Origin of the sequence: Bifidobacterium pseudolongum subsp. globosum, assembly GCF_000741295.1 — a bacterium.
GTDB classification, from domain to species: domain Bacteria; phylum Actinomycetota; class Actinomycetes; order Actinomycetales; family Bifidobacteriaceae; genus Bifidobacterium; species Bifidobacterium globosum.
This window is the reverse complement of record NZ_JGZG01000005.1, coordinates 253283-268421: the sequence shown is the minus strand read 5'-3', so window position 1 is coordinate 268421 and position 15139 is coordinate 253283. Positions and strand designations below refer to the sequence as shown.

Sequence of the window (15139 nt, the reverse complement as noted above, 5' to 3'; positions counted from 1 at the left end):
CTGATACAGTATGTTCGTCGTGACATCACAGTAGAGCACATAGAGAGGCAGCCCATGGCATCGAAGGAAGCACAGCCGGCGCAGAAGAAGCGCGGCATGTTCAGCCAGTTGAAGCAGATCTTCGCGTTCACCTACAAAGAAGACAAGGCGTTGCCGTGGCTGTGCGGCGGCGCGTTCATCGCGCCGGTCATCCTGTGCGTGGTGCTGGGCCTTGTGTTCCATTGGGGTTGGTTCGCGTGGATCACATCCATCATCCTCGCGCTCATGATCGGCCTGCTGCTGTTCACGATCGTGCTGACGCGCCGCGCCGACGCGGTGGGATTCAAGCAACTCGAAGGACATCCTGGCGCCGCGATCAGCGTGCTTGGCAACATGAAGCGCGCCGGATTCGATTTTCCGCAGGAACCGGTGTGGGTCGATCCCCGTTCCAAGGACGCCGTGTGGCGCGGCACCGGCTACCAAGGCATCTATCTGGTCGGTGAAGGCGAGTACGGCCGTGTCATGCGTGCCATGGACCGTCTCGAGAAGCAGATCAAGGGCGTGACTGCCGGCTCGGACATCCCGGTCTACCGCATCTGCGTCGGCACCGGCCCCAAGCAGGTGCGCCTCAAGGACCTGCGCCAGACCATCATCAAGAAGCGCACGTACATCCCCAGCACGCACAAGAACGCGCTCATGCGCAAACTGCGCCCGCGCACACGGTTCATGATGAGCAAGGACCAGCTGACCACGCTCAACGAACGCCTGCACACCCTGCAGCGCAAGAACGGCATGGGCATCCCCAAGGGCATGGACCCGATGCGCACGCAGAAGGTCAGCCGCCGTGCCATGCGCGGCCGCTGACAGACGCGCCCCAAGCATCCACGAGGCCCCGATCCCCCACCGGATCGGGGCCTCGTCCATATTGCGCAACGGGCACGCACACCATCCAAACAGACGGACCAATACTGAAGAAACCTTGCAATACCAAGGTTTTGCGGCATTCATGCGACCATATCTAGGCAGACGAAACATATTCGTAACCCAACCTTCGAGTGGGCGAAACTCGCGGCCCTATGCTGAGTACTCGTAACCAACTTACGAAAGGAGCGGTCCCGTGACCACACTCGAAACCAAGGCAGACGCCGAGGCCCTCATCAACAAGGAAGGCATCGAATATGTCTCCGTTCGCTTCACTGATCTGATTGGTGTTCAGCAGCACTTCACGGTCCCTGCCAGCGAATTCCTCAAGGACGCGTTCGACGAGGGCATGCCGTTCGACGGCTCCTCCATCGAGGGCTTCCAGGCGATCAACGAATCCGACATGAAGCTCGTCCCGGATATCGAAACAGCGTTCGTGGACCCGTTCCGCAAGCACAAGACGCTCGACGTGGCGTTCTCCATCGTCGACCCGCTGACCGATGAGCCGTATTCGCGCGACCCGCGCCAGGTGGCGGCCAAGGCCGAATCCTACCTCAAGTCCACCGGCATCGCCGACACCGCGTCGTTCGCCCCTGAAGCCGAGTTCTTCATCTTCGACAAGGTGCGCTTCGGCAACGACATGCGCGGCTCCTTCTACGAGATCGATTCGATCGAGGCCCCGTGGAACTCCGGCCTGGACGTCGAAGCCGACGGCACCCCGAACATCGGCTTCAAGAACCGTGTCAAGCGCGGCTACTTCCCGGTCCCGCCGATGGACCACACGCAGGACCTGCGCGACGACATGGTCGCCAACCTGCAGAAGGTCGGCCTGATCCTCGAGCGCGCCCACCACGAGGTCGGCGGCGCAGGCCAGCAGGAGATCAACTACCGCTTCAACTCGCTGCAGCACGCCGGCGATGACCTGATGAAGTACAAGTACGTGATCCACGAGACCGCCGCGCTCGCCGGCAAGGCCGCAACGTTCATGCCCAAGCCGCTCGCGGGCGACAACGGCACCGGCATGCACTGCCACCAGTCGCTGTGGAAGGACGGCAAGCCGCTGTTCTACGATGAGAAGAACTACGGTGGCCTGTCCGATCTGGCCCGCTGGTACATCGGCGGCCTGATCAAGCACTCCTCCGCCGTGCTCGCGTTCACCAACCCGTCGCTCAACTCGTACCACCGTCTGGTCCCGGGCTTCGAAGCGCCGGTCAACCTCGTCTACTCGGCCCGCAACCGTTCCGCCGCGATCCGCATCCCGCTCGCCGGTACCTCGCCGGCCGCCAAGCGCATCGAGTTCCGCGCCCCCGATCCGTCGTGCAACCCGTTCCTGGCGTTCTCCGCACAGCTCATGGCGGGCCTCGACGGCATCCTCAACCACATCGAGCCGCCGGAGCCGGTCGACAAGGACCTCTATGAGCTTCCTCCGGAGGAGCATGCCGGCATCAAGCAGGTGCCGAGCTCGCTCGCCGAGGCAATGGACGCCCTCGAGGAGGACCACGACTTCCTGACCGCCGGCGACGTGTTCACCGACGACCTGATCGAGACGTGGGTCGACCTCAAGCGCGGTGAGATCGACCAGGCCCGCCTGCAGCCGACGCCGCTCGAGTACGAGCTCTACTTCCACATCTGACGGCCGCATAGGGCGGAACATAGCCGGCAGTAGGGCTTTCGCGGTATCCAGAATAGCCCACTGCACCTATGCTGCACCTATGGTGTTCTGAAGAACCCCACTTCGTCCACAATCGGGCGCGAGTGGGGTTTTCCTTTAGGCGCGCCACGCTGGCAACATGTCAAGCCATTCGTCCAAATCCCGCCGTCGGATGCGCATCGTCGTGCTGCCCGCCAGGCACGCCTTCAGCAGTCCGTTGCGCACGTTGGCCCGGATGATTTTGGCGGGAACGCCCGTAAGAGCCTCCACTTCATCCACACCCAGCAGCGGGCGGTTTTCGATGGGCACGTAGGGCTTTTCCTTCGGTCTGGCCGTAGTGCCCTCGGATTCAAGTGTCTTCTTCGATTCCGTCATAGCAGCGGCTATGCGTCGCGAGGATTCAACGGCGTTGCGGCTCCGGCGCATCCGGCTGGATCGCTGCGACCCCGCTCCGCCGGCCGGAAGTCCTTCAGGGAGTCCGACCGGCGACGGGAATCCCCGCCTTCAAGCGGGAGAGGATGTCAAGCTAGGAGATGGCCGTTCACCACGATGTTCTGACCGGCCAGAATGCCCGGTGCAGGCGATCGGCACCCCCGTGAACGTGCGAAGGCGCTGAGGGCTTCGATGACGGAGCTGGCCAAGGAAGTGCGGTTGGCTGCCTCCTACGGAGAACTGAGCGAGACCCTGCAGCAGAGGATCGAAGTCGTTATGAGATTCTTCCTGGCGCTTGGCGAGGGGGTTGATACGCCAGCGGAGGAAGAGCCGCGAATGAAGGTGCCCCCGGCTGTGCCAGAGGCACCTGAAGCCCGCGTCAACGACGACGTGAGCATTTCCGGGATGGGGCGCGGGAGAGGCTACGACCAGACGGTCAGGGCCTTGTCGGCAAGCCACTCCGCGCGCTCGTCGATGTCCTCTTCGCCCCATGATTCCTTCTCCAGGACGCCATCCATGGTGGCGAGGCCGGCGGCGCAGAGCGCCAGACCGTCCTTATATCCTTTCCCTTGCTTCTTGACGACCCACTCGGCATCGCGGATGGAGGCGTTGAGCGAATGAGTGATGATGGCGAGGTTGCCGAACGTGAGGAGCTTCCTGTCCCTTCGCGTAGCAGCCTCGTCATCAAGGGCTCCCCACTTGTTGCGCCACTTTTTAGGCATCATATGCTCGAGGGTGTACTGGTTGAATCCGAGAAGCGCGGTGCTGCTCATGCTCGGTCTGATGGCGCTTTCCAGCAGATAGAGGACGCCTTTGGACTGGAGGTTGTACAGGCACGACTCGCCGAACGCGGCGCGCACCTCGGGGTCGCTCGGCATATAGGTGGTCGCCTCCGCGTCGGCGGCAAGCGCGGTCCTCAGCGCGGCGGCGTCCTTTGCCTCGTTTAGGATCAGCGAGGTGAACAGCCTGTTGTAGTTCTTGGTGGTCGCCCTGACCAGCATTCGGCGGACGATGTAGCTCTCGAGCGTGGCGAAGATCTTCGCCTGCTCATCCGACGATTCCACGTTCTTGCGGACGTACAATACGTATGGGATGAGCGTCGAATTCTTAAGACCGAATATCAGCACGTTCATGCGCTCGGCGGACGGCGCGGAGGAGACGTTCCTGTCGCAACAGGTGGGGTCGAACGTGGACTCGAACACCTCGGCGTAGGCCTTCATGGCACCCAGCACCTCATCTTTGCTCCCATCGCAGTACCTGGCGATGAAGTCTTTGTAGGACTGGAAGAGGTTGGACGTGCGCGAATAGAAGAGCTTGTCCTCGGTCGTGACGCCGCGCTCCTTGTTCTGAACCAGGATCTGGAGGAACGCGTCGAAGAACAGATCGACGAGCGTGCGCTTGATGCGCCCGGTAACGACCTCCTGCTCCCAATATTCCCTCTTCTCCGCCGTGGGCTCGAAGACATCTTCCCAGCACTCCTTGAACGCCTGCTCGTTCTCGTGGTTGAAGAAGTAGTTCTTGAGGAGCTCCGCCGTCGTCAGGCGCACCCCGAGCGAGTTGATGGTGTCGAATATCTGCTGCTCGTCTTCGCCCTCGGTGAGATCGATGCAAACGAACTGAACGTTCGACTTGATCGCGTTCCTGTCGACCTGTTCCGAGTCGATGTTTTTGAGGAAGTAGTTGTAGGCGCCAATGATGGCCGACGAGCCGTCAATCGGCTCGCTGCCCTTGGCATCAACGACCTTCTTGAAATCGTCTCTATCGTATCTACCGTGGCTCAGAGCGACGTCGCCGGTCTCAAGGATGAAGTCCCGCTCGAACAGCTTGCCGGCGCCGATTTTCGCGCAAAGCGCCTTGAAGAAGATAATCATGGTGGTGAGGCGCTGCTGTCCGTCGATGACGGTGCGCACCTCGGATACCTCCGACCAGGTATTGCCGGAAGACTCCTGCTTCAGGATGATGGAGCCCAGGAAGTAGGGCCGCTTCGAGGCGGTGACGAACTCCATGTCGCCGAGGAAGCGCTCCCACTGCTCTTCTCCCCAGACGTACGCCCTTTGGTAGAAGGGTATTTCGAGCAGGCGCGATCCGTTGAACACGCCGCTTATCGTTGCTTTTCCTGCATCCATCCTTAAAGCCCTATCTATCCTTCGCAGTTATCACTTATGAGCCAATATCGTCAATGCGCCATTCGGCCTCTTAGTATTCCAGGCTCTTGGCATCTTCTCCCAGCAGGCGCTCGAAGATGATGCGCAGGTCCTCGTCATCGAGGTGGCCGCCCTCGAGGCAGCCGCGGTCGATGGCGTCGAGCATCGTCTGCTCCTTCTCCTTCAAGCGATTGTAGATCACCGCGTCGAGGGATAGCTCCCTGCCGTCGCGCATGAACTTCTCGCGCATGAAGTAGTAGCGCGTCTTCTGATTGTCGGGCAGGCCAAGGCGGTGTATGCGGTCTTTCGACTGCAGCAGGTGCACCAGGTTATAGCTGTACTCGAAATACACCGCGTCGTGGCAGACGCTGTGCAGGGAGACCGACTCGGCAAGCGTCTGCGGGTTGGTCACGAGCACCCTGAAGCGCCCCGCGCGGAAGTCGTTCAGAATCTCGCGCCTCTCTTCCTGTGGCGTGGCGCCGTAGATCGCCTCTGCCGGAATCCCCATGGCGGCGAGGTCGCGGCGGAGGTTGGCGATGCTGCGGACGAAGATGCACCATACTATGACGGGGCGGCCTTCGGCGACGATGCGCTCCACGAGCCGCTCGCACGCCACGAGCTTCGAGCTCGGGCGGCTTCGCTCGATGGCCTCGTAGAACGTCTGAGAGAAGTCGACGTAGTCGATATCCGAGTAGTCGTCGCCGACCTGGTCGAGCACGTACTCGAGGTCGCCTGGGTCCACGGCTGAGCAAAGCATCTCGGGATCGCTCTCGAGCTGCAGGGTGCGTATGATCCTCGCGAGCGCGTTGGGGCAAGACGCGTACAGGACGCGCAGCAGCGTGTCCTCGTCGGGCGTCGCTTCGATCTCTACAATCTCGTCGGGCTCCGGGCGCGGCACGCCGAGCTCGTCCTTGTTCGTTCGGCAGAAGAAGGGTGCCAGGCTGTCGTTGAGGCTTGCCTGGAGGTCTGCATCGGGCGCGCGGAGCTCGCCCGGTTCGTAGCCGAAGAACGTGTCATAGTCATCGGGGTACAGGATGTGCAGCAGGTTGTAGATGTCCTGGTAGGTGTTCGGGATGGGCGTTCCCGTAAGGGCGATCACGAACTTAGCGCCGTCGGCCGCCTCGAGCGCGGCTTCCGCGCGCCTGCCGCCGATGGCCTTCACCCGGTGCACCTCGTCGAAGACGAGCAGGGTCTGGTCGGGGATGATGGCGTGCAGCTCCCGCACGTAGCCCGAGAGCGACTCGTAGTTGAACGTGAACAGGTTGCATGCGCCGCTGTCGAGCGACAGCGCGTTTCGCCTGCGCTCGGTCGACATTGCCGCTATGGCGGGGTCTCCCAGCGAGAAGCAGCTCAAAGGCAGCTTCTCGCCGAAGGTGGCAACCCATTCCTTCTCCCACGATTCGAAGCCGTTCTTGGGGCAAATCACCACGATGCGGCGCGCGAACCCCAAGTGGCGCAGGTAGGCGAACACGCCGAGTACCGTCGCGGTCTTGCCGGCTCCGGGCACCGAGAAGTCCGCTGCGCGCCCAACCGTCGCCATGAAGAAGGCGTCGAGCATCTGCCGGTCGCGCAGGGGGCGCACCATCGATGCGTTCACCACGTCGCGGAACTCCCGGAAGCGCGGCCCCAGCTGGGGGTCGTCGGCGATGCCCTCGGCGGTCTGCGACTTGATGGCCAAGCCCACCTCGGAGCGCTCGCGGATGTAGGTCTCGCCAGCGTTCACGAAGGCGTCGAAGCTTGGGTCCACCGCGATCTCGACGCCGTGGCCGTCGGCCTCCATGATCGCCTCTAGCATGTCCTGGCACTCGCGCAAGCCCATGCCGCCATCGAGCAGGATGCGGTCGCGGTCGGTGCCGTCGACGGCGCTCGCCGGGTAGTACAGCCAGGCGCGCCATGCCGCCGAGGTCATGAACGTGGCGACGTCTTGCCCTTCGATGCGCAGGTACATGCCGGGGCGCGCCTCGTCGTAGCAGACGACGACCCTAGGCGCGCTCATCGATCTCACCGATCAGCTCTTCCACCTTGTCGGCGACGGCCACGAGGTTGCGGCGCACCCTCTCGAGCTCGTCGTGCCCCAGCACGTCGAGCATCTCGGGAAGGATCTTCTCGAGCTCGGAGAGGCAGTCGGCGGATTTCTTGGCGGGCGTGTCCATGAGCTTGACGCGTCGCACGGTTTCCCTTGCACGGTCACCGGCACGCTGGAAGCCGTTGACGAGATTGGCGTCCGAGCGCAGCTCGCTCACCTTCTCGCGCGTGAGGGCGTCGGGACCCATCTTCTCGAGGAGTTCGGACATGGCCTGCAGTTCGGCGGCCTTGAAGTCGGCCTCTGCGTTCGTGCCTGCCACGCTGCCGAAGTCTCTCACGTATCGGGTGATGTCGCCTTCGGGCTGCACCACCATGTTGGCGAACATAAGCTGTTTGACGAGCTGCTTGTCGCGCCTGCTGTCGTACTTCTTCAACACGCGGCTGAACTCGCCCAAGGGGCCGTCGACTTTGAGGGCGCGGGCGAGGTGGTATTGCTCGGGAGCCTGACAGAATTCGAGGAACTCCTCCATGTACTGGGCGCGGTCGACGAGCTTTCTCACCTCGGCTTCGGTCATGCCCGTCGCGTTGCCGTATTCCGCAGGGGTGATGAGGTGGTTCTTCACCACGTCGCGGTATACACCGACGAGTCGGTCGACGGGGTCGTACGCCACCTTCTCCTCTTCGCCGATCTGGATGGCGAGCTCGAGCAGCTTGATGCGCTTAGGGTCGCTGCCGGTGGCGTCGTCGAGAATGGCGGCCTCGAACCAGCCCGCTTCGTTGTTCGCCCTCGCAAGGCGGCGGACGCAGGTCAGGCGTCGATTGCCGTCAATGACGCGTCCGTCATTGAGCACGATGCCCGGCCTAAGTTGGCCGCGAAGCGCTATGCTCTTCTCGGTCTTCCTGAGCGCTCCGGGGTTGCTCTCGACGATGAAGTCCTCGATGACGCCGTTGTACTCGTCGCGTCCGAGGGCGAGCAGGTCCGCGCCCTGCGCGGAGTTGTACTCGCTCACCCAAGTGGCGATGCGGTCGTTCTGGTCGTTGTAGAACAGAAGGTCGCACTTGATACGGTAGATGTCGAAGTCGCGCGTCACGTTGTCGATGGAGTGCTTCTCCTTGCGACCCGTCGGCAGGACGTTGCCGGTCGCGATCCCTTCCTCAAGCAAGCTCATTTCGTGCCTCCTTCTTCCATGCCTCCATGGATGAGTAGTATGCGTCCCCGATGTCGTCGTAGTAGACGTCGGAGTTGTAAATGGTCGTCGTCAGGAGCGGTGCCGAGCACGTGATGCCCAGATCGTTCGCGAGCAGCCTCGGCAGGTCGTCGCGCTCGATCCCCTCGTTCTGGGAGACGATCCACTCGATGAGGTCGGCTGCGGAAAGCCGCCCTTCGCCTCCGGCGACGAACACCTTGGTTCCGGCGAGCGTACAGCTGCGCAGGAGCCCGCCCGCGTCGAGCAACCCCTCGTAGAAGTCGTCGGGCATGTCCAGCCCGTACAGCGGATGCGATACGGCACCGCCCGCGCGCAGGCTCGCCACAGTGAAGGGCTCGCCCTCGGGCGCGTCCACGCTCACCGCAGGCGCGTACGACTCGATGTCCGCCATGCGCGCGCCCAGCACGTCGTGCAGCCGCGCGAACGAGATATAGCTGTCGCCCTCGTAGAGAAGCACGCGGTGGTCCGAAAGCGCCTGGCGCAGCACGTGGCGGAAGGAGGGATGCTGCCACACGGCGTTCTCGAAGCCGGCGTCGCCCTTCGCGAAGGACGGATGCTCGGCCAGCAGCCGCGTGAAGTGGTCGCTCGGGATGCTCCCTTCTCGGAAGAGCAGGCCGTGGTCCATGTAGTAGCCCGCGCCCTCGATGCCGCGGTCGAGCATTTCAGGGCGCTCGTCGGGAAACTCGAAGGCAAAGCGCCTGCGAACGAGCTCCGCGTCGCAGATGCGGCCGGCAAGCTCCCGGGCGAGGAAGCTTTCGAGGGTGGGTGCCTCGCGCTCGGCGCCGCGCGTCTCGGGCGCGTCCGCACGGGAGGCCTGGGCGTCCGCCGGGCATTCAACGACCTCTACGCCGAGCCACTCCGAGAAGCTCACGTCCGCGGGCTCGGCGAATAGGTCGAGCCATATCGCGGCGATGCCCGCGCTGAAGCCGTATTCGCGCTCATATGCTTTCGCTACGACGTTCCTGGGCTCGTCCGCATGGCACTCGGCGAAGGCACGCACCTGGCGGCGGCGGTCGACCTTGCCGAACCCGACGGAGAGGTGGTCGCCCAGGGTGACGCCCTCGTCCGCGTTCCAGAAGACCTGCTTCAGCTCATCGTAGAGAGCGGCGGGTGTGGCGATTCCCGCGCGCCTCAGCTCGTTGCGCGAGGCGCGGAAGACTAGGCGGGCGCACAGCTCGGTGCCGTCGCTCCGCACAGCATCCGCCGCCTCGCGCGCCGCCTGCGCGCGCTCGTCCTGCCGGCTGTCGACTACTTCCGCCACGCGCTACGCCTCGCCCAGCTTGGGCCCGAAGACGCGCTCGACGTAGGCGTCCAGCGTATCCTCCTTGGCAAGCTCCGCGGAGTCCGCAAGCTCGAAGTTCGAGTCGCATCCCTGGCCGACCTCGTCGTGGAAACCCAGGATGAAGTGGGTGGCGATCTCGTAGATGATCTTGGTGGGCGCGATGCCGAACACCTGGCGCTCCAGGATGTGGTCCAGCCGCTCGCGGTCGTCCGGGAAGGCGGCCTTCATGCCCTCGCTTCGGTACAGGCGCTTGATGATCTCGGTGATGTAGAGACCCGACTTCATGTACAGGTCGGCGAAGGTGTGGCTCGGGTCGTCGAAGCAGCCCGGGTTCTCCTTCTCGAAGAGGTCCACCATCTCGACCACGACGTTGCGCGGCGTGAAAATCTGGTTGGTCTTCTGAGGCGGCACGTAGTCGAAGATGTCCTCCACCTGGGACTCGTCGAAGTAGTTGGCCAGGCGCTCGCGCAGCTTGACGAACTCGCTCACGGAGTCGTTGAACACCACCTCGTCGAAGAGGTGCCCGACGAAGTGCTTAACCTCGCCGGTCTCGGCGTCGATGTAGTCACCGCCATCGCGCAGGAAGCGGAACTCGTCCACGGTGATGCTCGTGACGTCCAGGAAGACGTCGGCGGGAATCACCGTGTCGAAGTTCGCGAGTGTCGTGCCCTCTTCGCCATATGCCATGAGGAACGACGGGATGGTGCGAGAGAAGCCACGCAGGTGGGCACGCACCTTGTCCTCGATGCCCTGCTTCTCTTCCTCCTTCTTGGCGGTCTCCACCTCGCGCACCACGGTCTCGCCGGCGCTCTGCACGAGCTCCTCGCGGGAGTCCTCGAGCTTCTGGGCGAGCGCCTGGAACGCCTCGGCCTTCTGCTCGTCATGCCGTTGGTTCACCTCGGCGCGCTCGGTCTCGCTTGTCGCCGCCTTGAGCTCGTCCTTGCGCGACTGCTCGATGCGGCGCGCCTGAATCTGGTAGTCGCCGACCTGGCGGTTGAGCTGGATGTCGGCGTCGGCCTGGACCTTGCGTTCGATCTGCTGCTGCTGGCGCGGCTTGAGCTCGCTGCCGTAGCTCTCCTTGGCGGCCTGCACCAAAGGAGCGGTCACGCTCTGCTTGAAGGCCTCCTTGAGGTTGTAGAGCATCGCCCGGTCGTCGTCATTGGCCTCGTGCGCCTTCGCGATGTCGTCCACATGGTTTGAGAATTCGACGGCGATGTCGCCGTAGACCTTCGGCCCGAAGATGTCCGCCGCCTTGCCGACGACTTGCTTGTCAGGAATCTCCACCTCGCCCTTGTCGTTGATGGAGAGCTCGTCGGCCGTGCCTTCGTCGATCGCGACCTTGTTCTTCTCGGCGTTTTGCGCCTTGCCCTGCTCGTAGGGGTCGAAGCGCTGGATGATCTCCACGACCTCTGTCGGCGCGTGGAAGACACTCGCGATGTTCTGGAACAGGAAGTTGCTCATGAAGCCGCGCTTGACCACCTCGCGGGCGTGGATGCGCCTCGGCACGCTGAGCACCTGCTCGGCATCGAGCTCGACCATCTGGCCCTCATCGTCCTCGCCATAGACGGGGAAGAAGTTCAGCAGCTGGCGGATGTGGCGCTCGCGCGTCTCCACGTCTCCGCCGCCGCGCGCGGTCTCTCCGTACAGGTCGTTGGCAAACTGCTCGAAGATGGTGAGCGTGCGCGCCGGGTCGAAGTCGAAGACGTAGGCGTTCTCCTTGCGCGCGTAGTTGCCGCCGCCCAAGTCGAACAGGCACGGGTTCTGGCTGCGGAAGGCCGCCTGCATGTACAGCGCGGGGCTCGCCATGTTCGAGAGCATGAGCACGGCGGTCCACTCCGGCACGGTCACGCCCGTGGTGAGCTGACCGACCGAAAGGGTGATGGTCCTGTCGTGGTCCTTGATCGCGCGGCGCACCTTGTCGAGCGACTTCTCGTTCTCGTCGTCGGCGTCGATCTTGCCGTCGCCAGCAGCGAGTACCACCTCGTAATCCTTAAAGACGGGGTGCGCCTGCAGCTTCTTGGCGAGGGCGCGGGCGGAGTCGACGCGGTTGAGCATCCAGAACGTGTGGCGCAGCTCGTCGCGCAGTTCGGGCGTCGAGAACGGGAACTTCTCCTGCGTGGTGAGCGCGTCGAGGAACTTGTCCACGTCGGCGTCATGCACGAAGCCGCCGTTCTGCTTGGTCGAGAAGAACTCGTTGAGGTCGAAGGCGAACTCGGTCTGCTCACCGTCGATCTCCATGCCGCCGCGGGCCTCCTGCTCGACGATGTCGCTCATCTGGTAGGTGAGCAGGTTGAGCTTGGGGAGGTTGGCGTAGGGGTTCGGCTGCTCGGAGTCGGCGGGCCAGTCGCGTTTGGCCTGCTGCTCGTCGGCGTAAGTCCAGTTGTAGATGGCGTCGTCGGCGAACTTCTCGTTTGCGATGGCCTTGAAGGGCGTGCCGGAGAGGTGCAACGTGAAGCGGCGCTTGATGTGGTCGAACGCCACGTCGGTCTTGAAGGTGTCCACGCCCTCGTGTGCCTCGTCGATGATGAGCACGTCCCAGGTGAGGTCGGCAACCTCGTCGAGCTTCCGGTACACGCCGCCGAAGTGGATGGAGCCTTTGAGGTCCTGAAGGCTCACGAACTCGATGAACCCCTTGGGGCCCTCCGGGTCGTTGTGGATGGCGCGAAGGTACTCCTCGCGGCTGAGGCAGTAGGGCTTGCCGGCCAGTGCGTCCACGCCGCTGATGAAGCGGTAGCCGCCCTCCACTCCGACGAACTTCACGTAGTCGTCGTACCAGGAGTTGGCGATGGCGGGGCGGTTGGTGACGATGAGCACCTTCTGCGCGCCGATGCTGCGGCACAGGTCGTAGGCGGTGAGCGTCTTGCCAAAGCGAGGCTTAGCGTTCCACAGGAATTCGCCGCCGCTCGCGCCGTCCTCGTCCCAATGGGCGCGGGCGAAGGCGCCCGTCTGTTCCACGGCGCGCTGCTGCTCGGCGCGCAGGGTGTAGGAGGCGGCGCCGGGCGCATCCAGCACGCCGTCGGTGTCGCGGAACCGGTAGAACTGCTGGTGCGACTCCTCGCCGCTGATCTTGAACCATTCCGTCTTTGGTTCGCGCTTGACGCCCTGCTTCTCGAGGTAGGCGTGGAAGTCCGTGTCGTGGAACGTGCCCGCGCGGTGCTCCCACGTGGCGTTGCCGCTCCACTCCAGGTGCCACTGAACGTCGGCGGTGTGCGTCTGCTGCTTGATGCGCTCGCGCACGTCCTGTTCGGTGTAGCCGATCTTGGTCCAACCGTTATGGCGGGCGATCTCGGGTGTGGTGTAGGCGTAGATCTGCGGAACCGCGGGAGCGGTGGACTTGATGATTTTGGAGATGTCGATGCCCGCCATGGCTAGTCCATCTCCTTCACATGGGATTCGATGAACGTGATTTCCTCATCGTTAAGACCGTATTTCGCATAGAGCTGACGGTCGATGTCGGCCACGGACTGCGACCAGTCAATGTCGGAGGCGGAAGTGAAGTCCTGTAGGGGGACATACTTCCATTTTGAAGCGGGATTATCTTGCGTAATCTTCAAGATTCCGAGCATAGCTCGAGCGAACTTCGATTTTATGTATTTGAGAAGAGCCGAGGCTTCCGCTTCGGAGTCGAAACTGCCAATGCTCATGAAGGACTGCGTATGCCCTATTAAGGGCTGCCCTATTAAGGGCGTGGAAAGCACTTCTCCAAGCGCTCCCGAGCCATTAGCCTTTGGAACGATTACTTTCCACTTGTCAAGGTTGGGATGCGGAGCGATATATCTGGCAGAAATGAACTTGTAAGCTCTTCCGCCGCGACCTCTGCCAAAGATTCTGATGTAACTATCTCCGTCGCCAGGCATCTCGTCAAAGAAAACTACATTGTTAAGGTTGTCGAGAACGTTTGTCTTAAGGTCATAGTCGTGGTTCTTGCTCAATAGACCATGGTCGTCGTCAACATAACGAATCTCGGGATGGTCTTCGTGCATGGCTTCAGTGAAGTGGTAGCTATCGGCCGCGAAGATGATATCGCCGAGGGGTTGGATGCCATGTTTTACAACCTTCTCTTTGATGGTGCGAAGCTCATCGAAATGCGTGAACACTTCTATTGCACCGAAATCCCGATCGGCATCTCGATAGGTAACGGCAACACCGCCCTTGATGTCGGTATTCGGAAAAACGCTTGATGCATCTGCTTTATAGCCCATCACTTTGAAATGGGAGTCGTTGAGCATCTTCCTGTTCCAGGCTTTTGGGGTTGAGCCAGCATCAAATAGGAATCTAGCGGGAGTAATAAGCTCAACTTTATTGGAAACCTTGAACGCTGAGTCCATGAACTCGTGGTAAATGGGCCGTGCGTAGGTCTTATTGCCGGAATCTGATTCAGGAACTGAAAGCTGGTAGGGTGGATTGCCGATTACCGCATAGAACTTCTTTCCCATATTCGCTGCCTTGCCTTTCAATGTGGCGAACTCGAAGGGCTCGCCGTTCTGCCAGTCGTATATCACGCAGAGGGGAACTGTTTCCCTTGGCTCCTCTTCCTTGGTTTCTTCGGTTGTCTTGTCGGGGAATACGTCGTCGAACAGGTCGAAAAGCGACGGTTGTATCGGTTCCGGCTCGGGCTCCTCGAACGTCCCCAGGGTCGACTCCACCTCTGCGCCCATCTTGTTGGTGGGCACGGCGTCGGTGAAGCCGTTCATCTGCCAGAAGTTCCAGGAGACGATCCACGCCGCCTGCTCGAGCTCTCCCTGCTCGGGGTCCGATCCCCAGCGGTCGCGGAGATGCTCGGCAAACGTCTCGAGCACGTTAATGCGCGCAATGAGGAGATTGTCGCCCTGATACTCAAAGCCATATGTCGCACGCAGCGCATCGAGGGCTCGACGTACCCACTCCTTGCGAGTTTTGGTCTTCTCGGTCACCACACGCAGTTTGCGATCGAGGAAACCAACGCGCTCGGAAACGGACAGTTCGTCTCCTGTAACAGCATCGTAGCGAGAGCACACGAAAGGTGCCTCGCCGCACGTGATTTCGAGCCGCGGTGCCTCAACATAGGCATGCCAACCGTGCCCCTTCGACCTAGGAAACGCAATCGGCTCGTTAGTGGATACCCACGTCTTGGCGCCACCATCCGCAACGATCTCGGTGTTGAAGACATCGCGCCGGCTGAACCATGCCTCGTCCAAGTCGTTGTTCATCTGGTTGCACAGCCATGACGGGGTGAACACCTCGGCGCGGCTCTTGGTGCGCTGGGATTGCTTCTCCTGCTCCTTGGCGATACGCGGCTTGATGACGCCGGAGTTCATGCCCGTGATCTTCTCGACGGTTATCTCGTCATCGCCCATGTAGCCGTCGCCCAGGGCCTCGTATTCGTTGTCGGCCCATATGATGTTGCGCCCCGTCGTGCGGTCGCGCAGCAACGTCTTGAGAATGAAAGTCGGGTATCGTCGGTCGAAGGATTCTATGAAGCCTTCGACCGAGATGTCGTGGATTGGCTCGGTCACGG

The 15139-nt window shown here is 62.1% G+C and carries 9 protein-coding genes; 2 read left to right on the top strand and 7 right to left on the bottom strand.

Annotated features, from left to right (window positions below; translation table 11 throughout):
- Window positions 1-54: 54 nt before the first annotated feature.
- Window positions 55-843: a DUF4191 domain-containing protein gene (locus tag BPSG_RS03305; RefSeq protein WP_026643308.1), complete on the top strand. Its 789-nt coding sequence runs from the start codon at window positions 55-57 to the stop codon at window positions 841-843.
- A 253-nt stretch (window positions 844-1096) separates the two neighbouring features.
- Window positions 1097-2533 carry a type I glutamate--ammonia ligase gene (gene glnA / locus BPSG_RS03300; RefSeq protein ID WP_026643309.1) on the top strand — a complete coding sequence of 479 codons (1437 nt, stop codon included), beginning with the start codon at window positions 1097-1099 and terminating at the stop codon, window positions 2531-2533.
- 135 nt (window positions 2534-2668) lie between these two features.
- On the opposite strand, the gene BPSG_RS03295 is transcribed toward glnA, so the two are convergent.
- The 7 genes from BPSG_RS03295 to BPSG_RS03265 all read right to left on the bottom strand — a co-directional run bounded on the left by BPSG_RS03295 (window position 2669) and on the right by BPSG_RS03265 (window position 15137).
- On the bottom strand, window positions 2669-2926 hold the full coding sequence (locus BPSG_RS03295) for a MerR family transcriptional regulator (RefSeq protein WP_024540850.1): 258 nt from the start codon (window positions 2924-2926) through the stop codon (window positions 2669-2671).
- Window positions 2927-3405: 479 nt separating this feature from the next.
- Window positions 3406-5079, bottom strand: coding sequence for a DUF262 domain-containing protein (locus BPSG_RS03290; RefSeq protein WP_051591948.1), 1674 nt, complete (start codon window positions 5077-5079; stop codon window positions 3406-3408).
- A 100-nt stretch (window positions 5080-5179) separates the two neighbouring features.
- Entirely contained in the window at window positions 5180-7123 is a 1944-nt protein-coding gene (locus BPSG_RS03285) for a DEAD/DEAH box helicase (protein WP_051591949.1), read from the bottom strand.
- Complete coding sequence (locus BPSG_RS03280) at window positions 7110-8321, bottom strand: hypothetical protein (protein WP_026643312.1); 1212 nt, start codon at window positions 8319-8321, stop codon at window positions 7110-7112. Before BPSG_RS03280 ends, BPSG_RS03285 begins: the two co-directional genes overlap by 14 nt.
- A complete protein-coding gene (locus BPSG_RS03275; protein WP_033502087.1) occupies window positions 8308-9621 on the bottom strand; it encodes a hypothetical protein in 1314 nt (437 codons plus the stop codon). The genes BPSG_RS03280 and BPSG_RS03275 overlap by 14 nt, the downstream gene beginning before the upstream one ends.
- Before the next feature lie 3 nt (window positions 9622-9624).
- Window positions 9625-13008 (bottom strand): DEAD/DEAH box helicase, encoded by a 3384-nt coding sequence (locus tag BPSG_RS03270; RefSeq protein ID WP_026643313.1) that lies wholly within the window; start codon window positions 13006-13008, stop codon window positions 9625-9627.
- A 2-nt stretch (window positions 13009-13010) separates the two neighbouring features.
- Window positions 13011-15137, bottom strand: a complete 2127-nt coding sequence (locus BPSG_RS03265; RefSeq protein WP_026643314.1) for an Eco57I restriction-modification methylase domain-containing protein — start codon at window positions 15135-15137, stop codon at window positions 13011-13013.
- Window positions 15138-15139: the final 2 nt, after the last annotated feature.

Excerpts from the sequence above, each read along its gene's own strand:
- BPSG_RS03305 (WP_026643308.1), top strand. The coding sequence starts at position 55 with ATGGCATCGAAGGAAGCACAGCCGGCGCAGAAGAAGCGCGGCATGTTC.
- BPSG_RS03295 (WP_024540850.1), bottom strand. The coding sequence starts at position 2,926 with ATGACGGAATCGAAGAAGACACTTGAATCCGAGGGCACTACGGCCAGA.
- BPSG_RS03285 (WP_051591949.1), bottom strand. The coding sequence starts at position 7,123 with ATGAGCGCGCCTAGGGTCGTCGTCTGCTACGACGAGGCGCGCCCCGGC.
- BPSG_RS03280 (WP_026643312.1), bottom strand. The coding sequence starts at position 8,321 with ATGAGCTTGCTTGAGGAAGGGATCGCGACCGGCAACGTCCTGCCGACG.
- BPSG_RS03270 (WP_026643313.1), bottom strand. The coding sequence starts at position 13,008 with ATGGCGGGCATCGACATCTCCAAAATCATCAAGTCCACCGCTCCCGCG.